This is a genomic window from Virgifigura deserti (genome assembly GCA_003576685.1).
GTDB lineage: Bacteria > Pseudomonadota > Alphaproteobacteria > Dongiales > Dongiaceae > Virgifigura > Virgifigura deserti.
Genome location: QOZR01000011.1, coordinates 137,705 through 149,867 on the forward strand (window position 1 = coordinate 137,705; position 12,163 = coordinate 149,867).

Below are 12,163 nucleotides of genomic sequence, written 5' to 3' on the forward strand. Positions count from 1 at the left end.
GATGCGGTATGAAGCGAGCGGGCCTCAAGGGGGAACAGGGGGAGCTATGGCAATCGACTACATCACCGACAGGCGCCAGGAAGCGCTGTATCAATGCTTCCTGCGCTACCGGCCGACGAAGCAGGGGCACAACTACCTGCCGATCTATGACCGCTATTTCTCGCCCATCAGACAAGATGTGCGGAAGGTTCTCGAAATCGGCGTGCAGAGCGGAAAGTCCCTGCGGATGTGGCGCGACTACTTCCCCAACGCGGAAATCTACGGCCTTGACCTGGACCCCGCGTGCAAGGCCGTCGAGGAAGATCGAATCCGTATCGCGATCGGCGACCAGTCCAATCCGTCCGATCTCGCCAAGCTCCCGACCGACTTCGACATCATCATTGACGACGGCAGCCATATCCCGGCTCATCAGATCAACACGTTCCGGTATCTGTTCCGGCACAACATGAACGAGCGGGGCGTCTATGCGGTCGAGGACTGCGTCAGCCGGCCGACGACGATCAAATGGTTCAAGAAGCTGGCCGACCATGTGAACTATTGGCCGCGCGGGCTGTCGACGAGGGAATGGCCCAAGTTCAACAGTTTTGACCGGATATGGGCGACGGCCGAGCGTGAGCATCTGATACGAAATGTCCTCGGCGTGTCGTTCTACCGCTTCCTCGTGATGATCGACAAAGGCCGCAATCCAGAGGACGGGACAGCAGCCCATCGGCTTCACGGACGCTCCGGCCAGACGACCAAAGCGGCATCGTCATAGGTCTGCGGAACGTCGCGAAGGGCCTGCCGATAGGTGGCCCACGCTTCCTTATCGACAGGCGCATCCGGCACTTGCGTCCAGTCGGATTGACGGAGCAGATGGTCACGCTTGGCCCGGATCTGTTCCCAGGTCGGCACATGGACGGGCGGGTCGCAGACCTCCAGCCGGCCCGCATTCCAGCGGCGGGTTTCCTGGTTCTGCACCCACTCGCTATGGGTTGCCTTGTCCACCTCGATAGCGCCGTCGGGGATCGACTTGTTGGCGTCGGAATAGGCCCCGGTCAGCCGGCCGTCCGCATCGACGGTCATGAAGTATTTCGGCATTAGATTTTCCCCCACGACCAAAAGTAGATGACCTGAGACGAGCCCACGCTGTTAATGAGCCGGACCTGTGTCGTGCCAAGCGGCGTCGCGAACGCGCCTCCCGCCTCTGCCGTGGATTGGTTCGCCCCGGAGGCGATGGCGCCATATTCCGTCGTGTACGATTGCGACAGGGTTGCGTTGTGAATCGAGTTCGCGCTTACCGTCGGCCGGCCCCAGTTAATGACAAAGCCGTTGCTGAACCGAACGAACCCGGTCGAAGCAAACAGGCCATCGACGATCGACCACGCATCATCGCCGTCGATCTGAAACCCAAGCGCGTTGATGATGTCCGGGCCGGGATCGCCGCCGGTCGCGTTCGGCGTCCAGATGCCTTGCGCGAGGTGCAGAACCGCCGCCAGCGTGCCGGCCGTCATTGCATCGATGGAAAGCCGGCCGTCCTCCGCGCCGTCAGTCGCATCGGCCAGCACGGCGCGAAGCCGCGCGTAGATCGTCTCCTCGGCCGCGTCGTTGTTGCCCTTGAAGGGGATCAAGCCGACCGTATCGTCCGCTGCGGGCGAATCGCTGTCATGGTAGAGGCTGAGGGTCGGCCCGGTCGTACCGGCGTCGGTGGATTTGACGGTCGTGTCTCCAGGAAAGGAGATAGCCCCGGTCGACATATCGATCGCGTAAATCAGGGTATCGTCCGTCCCGTCGAAGAGATAGACCTCCCAAGGCGTTCCTGAGTTGTCGATCCACTGCCCGCCCGCTTCAAGCCATGCCGGGCGGGATGTTCCGATGTTCCCCTTCAGCAGCGCGGAGAGAATGACGGCATTCGGGATCGAGGAGAGGTACTTGGTCCCGGCGCCCCAATTGATCTTCGCCCCGCTGTTGCTGGATGCGAGGATGGTATCGCGCGTCAGCGTGTCCGGTGTCGCATCGGTTACGGTGCCAATCCCGGCTTCCCAGATCGAGCCGTCCGCAACCTGAGCATAGTACGCACATAGCGCTCCGGTCCCGAAGCCGGTAACGAACGTACGCCATCCGCTCGGCGCTCCGTCCAAGCCATAAGTCCCCGTCCCGGTCGTGGTCGTGGATTCAAGGGTCTTGTCTGCGAACATCGTCATCGTGTTTCCCCCTCGATCGCGCGGCGAATCCGTCCCTCAAGATCCGCCGATCGGAGCGTCGCGGGCGTCGTCGCCAGCAAGCCCCAGAACCGGCGCTCGGCGTCCTCGTCGCCGCTGTCCGCGACCTGTGCCGCTGCGGCCTGCAGCGCGCCGTCGAGTCCGATACCGCCCTTCAGCATCTCGGCAACCGCAGCGAACTTCACGCGGCGCTGTGTCGTCAGATCAATTTGCATCGTCTCATCCACCGTTCGGGTTTGAGAGACGGGACCGGCCCCATAAAGCCGGCCCCGCCGTTATCAAAGTCCCTGCCGCGCCGGCCATAGGAACAATCCGGCCGCAGGGTGTCGGGGTTGTCGCGGACACTCGCCGACTTGTCCGGGCGCTTCGGCCAATGAGCGAACCAGGGCGCGCCAGCCCCTGTCAGGCTTAGTGCGTGACGCCCGTGATCTGTACGAAGGCGTTCTCGTGCTCCGCCGCCACGTCGGCCCGCAGATGCGCGAGGAAGCCGTATTGCAGCGTGTCGGCGTACCGCTCCCGAAGAACCTCGATGCGGATTTCCTGCCGCATGCCGATCATCAGGGACGGCCACCAACCGGCCAGGATCTCGGTATCGGGCGGCGGGCTTGACGACGCGAAGTCGGCATCAACGGATGTCGATGTCAGGATCGGCACGTCACGAATGGCGGGCGGAACCATAAGCGGCTGATTGTCGGTCGCCGTCAGGCCCGCAAGCGTGCCCTCATCCTCCGGGTGCATGACATAGGCCGTGACGCCCGGCATATTCGCCGTCATCAGCTTTGTCCGCGCCTGGAGCAACGGGGCGTAGGACGTGAGCGCCGCCGAATGCGCCACCGTCTGAATGCCGGTGAAGGTGGTAACGCCGCCCGGCTCGGAGCCGGTGCCGCTGCCGAACAGGGCGACGCGATCGAGTTCCACCGCCATTGCACTGGCAATGATGCGCGGAAGCATCTGCTCCATGTTGAGCGAGTCCGCGAGAAGCTCGCGCGATGCCTTCACCAGCACCGCCAGCGAGCGGGGGTTGAACGTCACGCGGGTGAAGGTCGGATCAGACTCCGCAACCGCGCCCGCCTCGGCACGCCAGCCCGGAACCGGGTCGGTCAGCACCTTGGCGATATGGTTCACGTCGCTGGTCAACGGCACCGTCCGTGCGCCCGCCCGGATCGCAACCGACGCGGCCCGCATCAGGTCGATAAGCCGGCTCGACAGAACATCGGGAACCGAGTAGCCGCCGGCGCTGTCGGTGCCCTCGGAAAGCGCCCGCTTCTCAACGTCGTCTTTCGCCCCCACAACCATGGCGCGGAGATACCGGCCGAGAGACAGGCCGTCGTGACGCTCCCCGCCGCGCGCGCTCTGCCAGTCGGCGAAACGCTGCTCGGGCGCCAGGGCATAGGTGATCTCGCCGTCATCGGCCCCGCCGTTGATAACGCGGTCCTCGCCGATCGGCCGGCGGTTGTCGCCGCCATGCTTGCGCGGCTCACGGCTGCCGAGTTCCTTCCGGGCGTCCATCTCGCCATCGATGCCGTCGAGAAGAATCATCAGGGCGTCATTTGCCGCTTCCGCCTCTGCAAGCCGGTCCTGCGGCGCGTCGTCGCCGATGCCGTCGAGAACGTTGCGTGCCTCGCGGATTACCGCCTTGCGGGTGTCGTGCAGGGCGTTCCAGTCGAGGGAATGGACGGTGGAAAGAAGCTCGTCCGGATTGCCGATGCCGGCCTTGCGGAGTCGCGGGCCGCACAGCTTCCGAACGGCCAACTTTTGCGTGTCAGTGAGAAACATTTTTCGTCTCCATAGCGACGGCCAAACGCAAACACGCGCCGGCTCGCCGCGATCAATCGTTATCGCGGTTTGCCCGGCGCGCGGTCGTCATCGACAATCGCCGCTCGGAGAGGCTGAAGTTCTGCGGCGCCATCAGCAGCCGGCAGAACAATCAACGATCTGAGTTTAGTTGAATCGGGCATTGGTTTCAAGAACTTCCGCCTCGGCTTCCAAGATATCGGCCAGATGCCGAAGCGTTTTCACCGCCTCCACTTTGCCGATGCCCATGTAGAGAAGCCCCGCGCCTTCATGCACAAGGCCAAGGCCGACTTGCTCGGGCGCCGTGCCCTTCTGCATCAGGTCGGCTGCAAGATTGCGGATCGCCTGTCGCTCCATCGTGTAATCAGTCGTCATGTCATGCTCCTTTGCGGTTCTCTGCCGCCGTGTAACCTGTAACTTTTGTAACCTGTAACTTCGGCAGTTTTCCTAGGGTTACAGAAGTTACAAAGGTTACAGAGGTTTCGGGGTTACAGAAGTTACGGGGTTTAGCGTCAATCAAGGGCAAGGTAAGACCCTCCTAAGTTCTTCAACTTCCCTTCCTTCGTCATTCGGTAGACGGTGCCTTTGACGGTTCCGAGTTTCAGGTTTGTGGCCTCGGCAATCTCTTTGACCGACGGGGCGTTGTCGGCGTCCCGCACCGCTCGCCAAATCTTCTGTTGCGCTTCGGACTGGCGGTATTCGTCGGCGGGGCCTAGGCGGGTCCAGCGGCCCGTATCGCTATCGAAGGCGAGGGCGGTTTCCGATTCCTCGATATCGCGCCCCGTCGCCCATAGCGCCGCGTCATGCGCGCCCCGGTCCCGCTTGAGCAGCAGCAGCGTATCGGCGGAACCGGTCAGCCCGGTTGAACCGCTGATCTCTTCAAACGGATCATCGGAATCGCCCTTGCGGACGTGATGGACAAGGAGGACGCAAAGCGAGCGCGCGTCCGCCAACTCCTTCAGCGGAGAGAGGGCGGCATAGTCCTCATCGTAGATGTTGGCGTTGCGCCCGCCCTTCTGGCGCGGCTTCACCTTCGCCCAAGTGTCGATGATGATAAGTCGGGCATCGGGTCGGCCATCCAGCCAATAATTCAGGGCATCGATCCCGCCGTCATCCAGCCTCGGCCAGGACGTGACAAGCTCCAGGCGGGGCGTTGGCGGCAACTCTTGTCGAACCGCCCTCAGGCGGCCTTGCAAGCGCCGCTCGGTGTCCTCTAGCGCCAGATAGAGAACGTCGCCCGCTGCAACGTCGATCCCGCCTAGAGCCTGCCCGCCGCGCCCCACGGCATCGCCGACGCCAAGCGCCAGCCAGGACTTGCCCTGCTTCGGCTTGCCCGCCAGGAATGCCAGCCCTTCGGTGAGAATGCCGGGAATGACGAATCTCGGTTCCGGAAACTCTTTCGTGTCGAGTGTCGCCGCGTCAATGATCCCCGTTCCCTCACTCGGCCGGAAGCTCTGCGCGGGATTATGCGGCGGCGGGGTGCCTTCGTTCCGGTCGCGCGGTTTCATGCCGCCCTCGCAATCCGGAACGCTGGCGCAACATGGCGCGCGATCTCGTCTTTAAGCTTCTGTTGAAGTGCGGTCGAAGTGCAGACAACTTCCGAGGCAAGCCCCAATGTGGCGCGCGGGTCGGCGCTCCAATCGAGAACGCAAACCCATAGCTTGTTAGGCCATAGATAGCGTTGCTCTAGCCATTCGGCGGGCGTTGCGGCGAGCATCACCGGCCGCTCTTCCCACCAAGCGCCGTTCAAGTCGTCTTCGCCGAGAACGGTAGCCAGGCCGTGCCGAAGCCACCAGCGCGACGGGTCGGCGGAAGCCCACGCCACAAGGTCAACCGGCTCGCCGAGGCGATCATAAACCGGCATCGTCTTGGCGTAGATCGCGCCCGGCATCGGTTCGCAGGGATCGAAGGTGCCGTCGCGATAGGTGGCGATATGGGCCATTCCCAGGGCGCTAAGGTCGATCATGGGCGCACCCCCAGGCCAGCCAAGCCGGCGACAACCGAAGCAAGATGAATCGGAAGGTCGGCGCGGCGCGACACGTAACGCGCGGCCATCTTCGCAACGATTCGCGCCGCTATATCGTCAAGTCGGCGGAACTGTTGCGGAGTGTCGGGCGCGGGGTTATCTTCGGATCGTCCCGCTAGGACATTGCTTTCCAAAGCCCGGTTGCCCGCCAGCGGCGCCGGGCTTCTCTTTGCGGTGTCCATTGTTCAAGCGGCCTTCCCACGGGAAGCCGCAACGCGGGCCGCGATCCAGTCGTCTACCTCTGACTCGATCCACGCGCTAAACCCGTCCGTCACTTTCACGCGCTTGGGGAATTTGCCGCTCTCTTCCAAGCGGCCAAGATGAACCCGGCTGTAGTGAATGCCCTTCAGCGGGCCGAGGTCTTTATAGCGAATGAGTTTCATCGTCTGCTCCGGTTGTTGGTGAACGCCCGTGTGCGTTCCCGGAGCAAAGATGAAGCGCGGCCTTATACTCGGTCAGTTACAATCGAAATTGTAACCGTGAGAATCGTTTCTAAGCGCGCTTGTAATCGTCAGGTACAACGCCTTGTCGCCATTTCAGCGTGACTTCAGGCAAGGGAATGCTCGGCGGCACGGCCAAGGCCACACCGGGCGGTAGTAGCGCGCCGCCGCTTTTCACAGACTGTCTATGGGGTGCGGTTCCCTCTGCCTTGACGCGGATCGCCTCGGCGAGCGCGAGAAAGTCCGGCAGATCGGGAAGCGGGCAGGGGAAGATGTATTCCGTTGTTGATGGGTCGAGGCGTGCGACATGGGCCGCCCAAAGATGCTGAACGGGCCGGTATCTCGGGAGTATCGTGGTATTGATCGTGAAAACCGATATGCCCCGCTGCATGTTTAGGCGCTGCTTTAGATAACCAACGATTTCATCCTTTAGGTCCTCCAGCTTGACATAGCTGCCTTCGACTTCCGAACGGATCAAATATTGGACGGGAATCCAGCCGGCGATCATTCCGTGCAGGTGGGGCGTTTCCGCATCCTCCCGCACTTGCGCTAATGGCGGCTTCGCCAACGCCTCTTGGAAAAGGTCGGCTACAATTGGAAGCTTCAGGGCGTCGGCTTGGGCGGGCCACGCCTTGATATTGTCGAGCATGAATTGCCCCTTCCCCGCCTCGATTGCCCGCGCCCGCTTCTGCTCATCGTCGGGCCACAACATCAGGTTTTCGAGGTAGCTCAGCACAAGCGGCGTTCTCTGCGGTCCAACCATTTCCGGTGTTAGATCGAGATATGGCATAGCGCGCCCTCCGTTGACGCTCCGCAGAATGGCGGCATGGAAGGCCGGGCGGAAACCGGCTTTTCGGGAGCTACCCTATCCATGCCGAAGGGCATCATAGCACGTCAGCGGGCAAGTCGGACGACGTTGCTCGGGGCCGGAATCGCCTTCTCGGCCGCAGCAAGGATTTCCCGCAACCGCGTCTCCCATGCCTCGAATGCCCGCCGCTTCTCTTCGCGGTAAGCGTGCCTGTCGTAGACGCGACGAACGCCGCCGTCGATATGGTTCACGCACCGCTCGGCAATGTGCGGGTCAACGCCACACTCGGAAAGCCGGGTCCGGAACGTCCGCCGCAGATCGTGAACGATCCAGTCCTCCGACCACTCCGATGCACGGCAGAACTTATCCAGCCGCTCTTTCGCCTTGCCGAATCCGGAAACCGGACGGTCGCCCGCATAGCCTGACGTGAACGCGCTATCCACGTCGGCGAAGGAGGGCAGGGCGGCAAGCTCGGCTTGCGCCAGCGGGGCAAGCGGAACCTCATGGGCCAACTTGTTCTTTGTGCGCGCTCCGGGGATCGTCCAGAGGGTCGGCGTCTCCCCGTCATCCCATTCCGGCCGCTGCATTCCGGAAACCTCGCTTCGCCGTTGCCCGGTCAAGAGCAGGGTCCGGAACATCGGGCCGAACGGATAACCCATGAGGAACGTCGCGCGCCAGAAGTCGCGAATCTCCGAATCCGTCAGAACGCGCTCCCGCGACTCTTCGGGCGAAGGGGCCTCGATGCCCGCGACGGGCGATGCCTCGATGATGTCTTGTGCAACCGCCCAATTGAACAGCTTGCGCGTATGGGCGAGGGCGCGGTTTGCCAGAATCGGATGCTTGCGGGCGATCCCGTTCAGGGCGATCACGACTTCGCGCTTCCGGATCTCGGCAATCGGCCGATCGCCGATCGCGGGAAGAACGTGCTGCTTCAAGACGCGCTCGGTCTGGTCCCAACTCCGTTGATGCTTCTTCGCGTAAGTCTCGATGAACTCCGCCGCCACCTTCCGGACGGTGCAAACGTCTACCGTGGCAACCTCCGCCTGCTGCCGTGCCTGCTGCCGCTCCGCCGCCGGATCGCCGCCAAGGGAAACCTCCCGCTTGAGCCTGTTCGCTTCCTTCCGCGCGTCCTTCAGCCCCAGGGACTTGCTGTAATCGCCTATCCTGTGTCGGCACCATTTCCCGCTGCTGCGATAGACGAAGTTCCACACCTTGCGCGTGCGGTCCTTGCTGTCGCGCCAGACGCGAAGCGATAGCCCCTTCGGGTCGTCATCCCAATGGTCCTTCCGCCCTTTCTCGGGCGGTTGAACCGTCTCCACGAACCGCGCTGTCAGTCCTGCCATTTTCTCCTCCGGGGCAACAAATCCGCTCTAAGCCCATCTGGGGCAACGCTGGGGCAACAAATCGACACGGCATCAGTTGTTGCCCCAAGTAACGCCATGTTACAGGAACAACGCTGGATAGCAAGCAATACTGCGGATTTCAGAGGATCAATGTATCACGGTGTATCTCGGTGTAGAGTGTCCGGGCGTGACTGAAAATCACGGTGTCGGTGGTTCGATTCCGCCCCTGGGCACCATCTCAACTTCTCGAACTTGGTTTCTAACGATTTTTGTCCCTTTTTGGCCTACCGGGCGGCGCCGGGGCTAAAAGTAGGTCACTTTTGTCCGCCGTTCGGAAGCTGGCGGCCGTGAACGGTTTCCTGAATTTGGTGACCAGATAGGCCAGATGCCCACTGGGGCAGGCGTCGAGCGCCTCGCGGAGCTCGGGCGGAATCGGGATCTCGCGCTGCTTCACCTTCCGGCCCTGGCCCTCCGTCTCCAGAAATGCAGCCGGCCGTCCCGCTCCATCTGCGGGCCGAGCCGGATCGCATCGGAGCGTTGGACGCCGGTGAACAGCTCGATCGCGAGCGCCAAGCGGGTCCGGCTGCCGAGCGGATGCTGCCTGCCATTCAGCCGGGCGTGCTTAGTCCAATGGAGGATTGTTTAAGGAACTCAGTGAACCGGACGAGGCCTGGCGACGCTTCCGTTGCGTTCCAAGCGGCGAATACCGGGATTGTCTCTCGCACGTCTTCGAGGGGGCGGATGACGAGCCCGCGCCGCTGAATGTTGCGCGCACAGCTGGCATAAACCGTGACGCCGGTTCCGGCCGCGACGAGACCGAAGATGCCCTCGCTGCTGGACGCCTCCTGCACGATCTCGGGAAAAAATCCGGCTTGGTGGCAGAGGACGAAGAGCCGATCGCGGTAAGCGCTCCAGTTTTCACCATTGCCGAGCACGAAGGGCTCCTTCGCAAGATCGGCGAGCCGCAAGTCCTTGACGTTGGCCAGCCGATGCGTGGCCGGCAGGAGAGCCACATATCCCTCCTGGTCGAACGGATAGTTGCAGATCCGCGGATTGTCGAGCGTGCCGATCAGGAAGCCGAGGTCGATCTTGTGTTCCATTAATGCGACCTTTTGATGCGACGTCGCCAAGAAGCTGAGATTGAGACGGATGCCCGGGTGCGTCTCGCGGAACGCGCGCAGCAGCTCGGGCACACGCCCGTTGATGGCGAAGTCCATATAGGCGATTCGCAACTCGCCGGTTTCCCCATCCGCCGTTCGGCGCGCAACCGTGACGGCATGCTCAAGGTGTCCCAATCCCAGTCGGCATTGAACGAGGAAAGCGCGGCCCGCCGCGGTCAGCTCGACGCTGCGCGTGCTCCGCTTCAGCAGCACGACGCCGACGCTCTCTTCGAGCGCCTGGATCGTTCGGCTCAGCGCCGGTTGGGCGATGTGCAGACGCTCCGCCGCCCGGTTGAAATGCAGTTCCTCCGACAGTGCGCAGAAAGCCCGAAGATGCCGCAGGTCGAATCGCATGTGCGTTCCACTTATGCCGAGAGCGCATCAATCTTGGCCGATTTAATATTTCTTGGCAATTCCAGAATGCCGCAGAGTGTCGTGACGGACCAATGATCCCGCCACTCGATCGACATTCTTCTGTGGAGAAGACGACGTCATGCAAACAGACCTGAACAGCGTCCTCAACCAAGCCTTTGAGGCGGCTGCCGAGCTTTACCGTGAGCGCGGCTTCCAGCGCCGGATCGGATTCGGCGCGAGGCCGGCACTCATCAATGTCGACCTCGCCAACGCCTGGACGCGGCCTGGAAATCCTTTCACCTGCGAGGAGATCGACGACCGCATCATTCCGGGCGTACAGCAACTGCTGACGGCATGCCGCCGCAACGGTCATCCGATTATCCATGTCACCACCTGCTATCAGGTCGCCGACCGCGCCAACCCGAACACCGACATGGGGCTGTGGCACCACAAGATCCCGATCGAGGCGGTGCCGGAGGATCGTCCGGATCTGTGGGCGATCGATTCCCGGATCGAGCCGATGCCGGGCGAACAGGTCCTGATCAAGAAACGGGCGAGCGCCTTCCATGGCACCTATCTCGCCGGTTACCTCCGGGCGGCAGGTGTCGACACGATCCTGGTGACCGGCGTCACGGCATCGGCTTGCGTCCGCGAAACGCTCTGCGACGGCCTGGCCGACGGCTTTCGCACGATTGCAGTGAAGGAATGCATTGGCGACCGCGTCGCGGGAGCCGTTGCGTGGAATTTGTTCGATATCGATGCGAAGTTCGCCGACGTCGAGTCTGTGAGCCGCTGCGTCGCGTATCTGGATGAGGTGGGAACGGTCCGGAAAGCCTCTGCCGCGCAATAACAAGGCGTCGGCAAAGGACGCCGACGATGCTTGGCGGCAGCCACACTGCCGCCAAGCGAGCCGGGAGCAACACGACAAGAGGAGGAGACGACAAATGCGCGTGATATCGAGAAAGACGTTCCTGGCCGCCATGGGTGGCGGTCTGCTGCTCGCGAGCGCGGCCGCGACGACACCCGCCTGGGCGCAGGACGTGATTGAGCTCAAGATGCACAGCCAGATCGTCGAGTCGCGGCCCGAAGCCGAGTGGCTCAACGCGTTCGCTGATCTGGTCGCGGAGAAGTCTGGCGGCAAGCTGAAGATCAATGTCTATCACGCCGGCTCGCTCGGTCTGAAGGATGCCGATCTGCTGCGCATTCTGCAGAGCGGCGCGGTCGACATGGCGATGATGTATGGCGAGTACTACACGCGCGATGCGCCGGAGCTGGCAGCGGTCTACGTCCAGGGCGCGATCCGCGAGCCGGAGGAGCATCTCGCTCTCCTGCCCACCATGCGCGCCATCTATGAGGAGGCCTACGCCGAGTGGGGCATTAGGACCGTAGGCGGCGTCGTCAGTCCCGTGTTTGACGTCGGCATCCACTGCAAGCAGCCGGTGAACACGCTGGAACAGCTTCAGAGCAAGAAGCTGCGCGTCTGGGCGGCTCACCTCGTCGACACCTTCAACGGCCTCGACGTGGCTGCCCAGGTGATCCCGCAGAATGACATGTATCTTGCGCTGCAGACCGGCGTGGTGGACTGCGCCTACTACCTCTCCACCGTAGCCCCGACGGTGTCGCTGCAGGAGGTGACTAAATACGAGTCCTACCTCCATCCCTGGGCCGCGGTGCCCTGGATCTTCGGCATCAGCGAGCAGGGCTGGGCCAAGCTGACGCCGGAGCTTCAGGCTGTCCTGGTCGAGGCAGGGGAGGAGATCTGGAGCAAGACCCGAGAGGCGGCCGTCGATCCCGAGCGCGAAGCTGCGGCCCGCGCCGAACGGGAAAAGCTTGGGGTTACGATACTGGAGCCGTTCTCCGAGGCGGACGTGAACATGTTCATGCAGGCTGCCGACGAGGCCTGGGCAGCCATGGCCAAGGCCGCAGGTCCCGAAGGTCAGGAATATTACGAGCGGATGCAGGCGGAGATCTCGAAGTTGCGTTAAGACCGCCCTTTGACAGGCCTCCCCGTTGCCTCCCGGCGGCGGAAGGAGCGGG

14 protein-coding genes and 1 tRNA gene are annotated in these 12,163 nt (G+C 62.7%); 4 read left to right on the forward strand and 11 right to left on the reverse strand.

The annotated features are described in order from the left end of the window. Positions 1 to 46: 46 nt before the first annotated feature. Positions 47 to 757, forward strand: coding sequence for a class I SAM-dependent methyltransferase (locus DT069_RS18830; protein ID WP_119461877.1), 711 nt, complete (start codon positions 47 to 49; stop codon positions 755 to 757). Here DT069_RS18830 and DT069_RS18835 read toward each other — a convergent pair. The 10 genes from DT069_RS18835 to DT069_RS18880 all read right to left on the reverse strand — a co-directional run bounded on the left by DT069_RS18835 (position 715) and on the right by DT069_RS18880 (position 8,612). Then, the gene (locus tag DT069_RS18835) at positions 715 to 1,080 is read right to left on the reverse strand and encodes a tail fiber assembly protein (RefSeq protein WP_119461878.1); all 366 of its coding nucleotides are present in this window, start codon (positions 1,078 to 1,080) and stop codon (positions 715 to 717) included. The two genes, DT069_RS18830 and DT069_RS18835, sit on opposite strands and share 43 nt — an antisense overlap. Continuing rightward, positions 1,080 to 2,183 carry a hypothetical protein gene (locus tag DT069_RS18840; RefSeq protein ID WP_119461879.1) on the reverse strand — a complete coding sequence of 368 codons (1,104 nt, stop codon included), beginning with the start codon at positions 2,181 to 2,183 and terminating at the stop codon, positions 1,080 to 1,082. The genes DT069_RS18835 and DT069_RS18840 overlap by 1 nt, the downstream gene beginning before the upstream one ends. Further along, positions 2,180 to 2,416 (reverse strand): hypothetical protein, encoded by a 237-nt coding sequence (locus DT069_RS18845; protein ID WP_119461880.1) that lies wholly within the window; start codon positions 2,414 to 2,416, stop codon positions 2,180 to 2,182. Before DT069_RS18845 ends, DT069_RS18840 begins: the two co-directional genes overlap by 4 nt. A gap of 193 nt (positions 2,417 to 2,609) precedes the next feature. Beyond that, positions 2,610 to 3,977, reverse strand: a complete 1,368-nt coding sequence (locus DT069_RS18850) for a phage major capsid protein (RefSeq protein WP_119461881.1) — start codon at positions 3,975 to 3,977, stop codon at positions 2,610 to 2,612. Positions 3,978 to 4,142: 165 nt separating this feature from the next. Further along, positions 4,143 to 4,370 carry a hypothetical protein gene (locus tag DT069_RS18855; protein ID WP_119461882.1) on the reverse strand — a complete coding sequence of 76 codons (228 nt, stop codon included), beginning with the start codon at positions 4,368 to 4,370 and terminating at the stop codon, positions 4,143 to 4,145. A gap of 137 nt (positions 4,371 to 4,507) precedes the next feature. After that, positions 4,508 to 5,503 (reverse strand): AAA family ATPase, encoded by a 996-nt coding sequence (locus DT069_RS18860; RefSeq protein ID WP_119461883.1) that lies wholly within the window; start codon positions 5,501 to 5,503, stop codon positions 4,508 to 4,510. Continuing rightward, a complete protein-coding gene (locus DT069_RS18865; RefSeq protein ID WP_119461884.1) occupies positions 5,500 to 5,961 on the reverse strand; it encodes a hypothetical protein in 462 nt (153 codons plus the stop codon). Before DT069_RS18865 ends, DT069_RS18860 begins: the two co-directional genes overlap by 4 nt. Positions 5,962 to 6,206: 245 nt before the next feature. Continuing rightward, positions 6,207 to 6,404: a helix-turn-helix transcriptional regulator gene (locus tag DT069_RS18870; RefSeq protein ID WP_119461885.1), complete on the reverse strand. Its 198-nt coding sequence runs from the start codon at positions 6,402 to 6,404 to the stop codon at positions 6,207 to 6,209. Positions 6,405 to 6,513: 109 nt separating this feature from the next. After that, positions 6,514 to 7,251 (reverse strand): lysophospholipid acyltransferase family protein, encoded by a 738-nt coding sequence (locus DT069_RS18875; RefSeq protein WP_119461886.1) that lies wholly within the window; start codon positions 7,249 to 7,251, stop codon positions 6,514 to 6,516. 104 nt (positions 7,252 to 7,355) lie between these two features. Further along, the gene (locus DT069_RS18880) at positions 7,356 to 8,612 is read right to left on the reverse strand and encodes a tyrosine-type recombinase/integrase (protein WP_119461887.1); all 1,257 of its coding nucleotides are present in this window, start codon (positions 8,610 to 8,612) and stop codon (positions 7,356 to 7,358) included. A 162-nt stretch (positions 8,613 to 8,774) separates the two neighbouring features. Here DT069_RS18880 and DT069_RS18885 point away from each other — a divergent pair. Next, positions 8,775 to 8,848 (forward strand) — tRNA-OTHER (locus tag DT069_RS18885). 372 nt (positions 8,849 to 9,220) lie between these two features. Here DT069_RS18885 and DT069_RS18890 read toward each other — a convergent pair. Next, positions 9,221 to 10,126, reverse strand: a complete 906-nt coding sequence (locus tag DT069_RS18890) for a LysR family transcriptional regulator (RefSeq protein ID WP_119461888.1) — start codon at positions 10,124 to 10,126, stop codon at positions 9,221 to 9,223. Between the two features lie 139 nt (positions 10,127 to 10,265). Between DT069_RS18890 and DT069_RS18895 the strand changes: the two genes are divergently transcribed. Beyond that, positions 10,266 to 10,976: an isochorismatase family protein gene (locus DT069_RS18895; protein ID WP_119461889.1), complete on the forward strand. Its 711-nt coding sequence runs from the start codon at positions 10,266 to 10,268 to the stop codon at positions 10,974 to 10,976. 94 nt (positions 10,977 to 11,070) lie between these two features. Continuing rightward, positions 11,071 to 12,111, forward strand: a complete 1,041-nt coding sequence (gene dctP / locus DT069_RS18900) for a TRAP transporter substrate-binding protein DctP (protein WP_425450368.1) — start codon at positions 11,071 to 11,073, stop codon at positions 12,109 to 12,111. Positions 12,112 to 12,163: the final 52 nt, after the last annotated feature.

Excerpts from the sequence above, each read along its gene's own strand:
- DT069_RS18880 (WP_119461887.1), bottom strand. The coding sequence starts at position 8,612 with ATGGCAGGACTGACAGCGCGGTTCGTGGAGACGGTTCAACCGCCCGAG.
- DT069_RS18895 (WP_119461889.1), top strand. The coding sequence starts at position 10,266 with ATGCAAACAGACCTGAACAGCGTCCTCAACCAAGCCTTTGAGGCGGCT.
- DT069_RS18850 (WP_119461881.1), bottom strand. The coding sequence starts at position 3,977 with ATGTTTCTCACTGACACGCAAAAGTTGGCCGTTCGGAAGCTGTGCGGC.
- DT069_RS18830 (WP_119461877.1), top strand. The coding sequence starts at position 47 with ATGGCAATCGACTACATCACCGACAGGCGCCAGGAAGCGCTGTATCAA.
- DT069_RS18840 (WP_119461879.1), bottom strand. The coding sequence starts at position 2,183 with ATGACGATGTTCGCAGACAAGACCCTTGAATCCACGACCACGACCGGG.
- DT069_RS18875 (WP_119461886.1), bottom strand. The coding sequence starts at position 7,251 with ATGCCATATCTCGATCTAACACCGGAAATGGTTGGACCGCAGAGAACG.
- DT069_RS18835 (WP_119461878.1), bottom strand. The coding sequence starts at position 1,080 with ATGCCGAAATACTTCATGACCGTCGATGCGGACGGCCGGCTGACCGGG.
- DT069_RS18860 (WP_119461883.1), bottom strand. The coding sequence starts at position 5,503 with ATGAAACCGCGCGACCGGAACGAAGGCACCCCGCCGCCGCATAATCCC.
- DT069_RS18890 (WP_119461888.1), bottom strand. The coding sequence starts at position 10,126 with ATGCGATTCGACCTGCGGCATCTTCGGGCTTTCTGCGCACTGTCGGAG.
- DT069_RS18855 (WP_119461882.1), bottom strand. The coding sequence starts at position 4,370 with ATGACGACTGATTACACGATGGAGCGACAGGCGATCCGCAATCTTGCA.
- DT069_RS18845 (WP_119461880.1), bottom strand. The coding sequence starts at position 2,416 with ATGCAAATTGATCTGACGACACAGCGCCGCGTGAAGTTCGCTGCGGTT.
- DT069_RS18865 (WP_119461884.1), bottom strand. The coding sequence starts at position 5,961 with ATGATCGACCTTAGCGCCCTGGGAATGGCCCATATCGCCACCTATCGC.
- dctP (WP_425450368.1), top strand. The coding sequence starts at position 11,071 with ATGCGCGTGATATCGAGAAAGACGTTCCTGGCCGCCATGGGTGGCGGT.
- DT069_RS18870 (WP_119461885.1), bottom strand. The coding sequence starts at position 6,404 with ATGAAACTCATTCGCTATAAAGACCTCGGCCCGCTGAAGGGCATTCAC.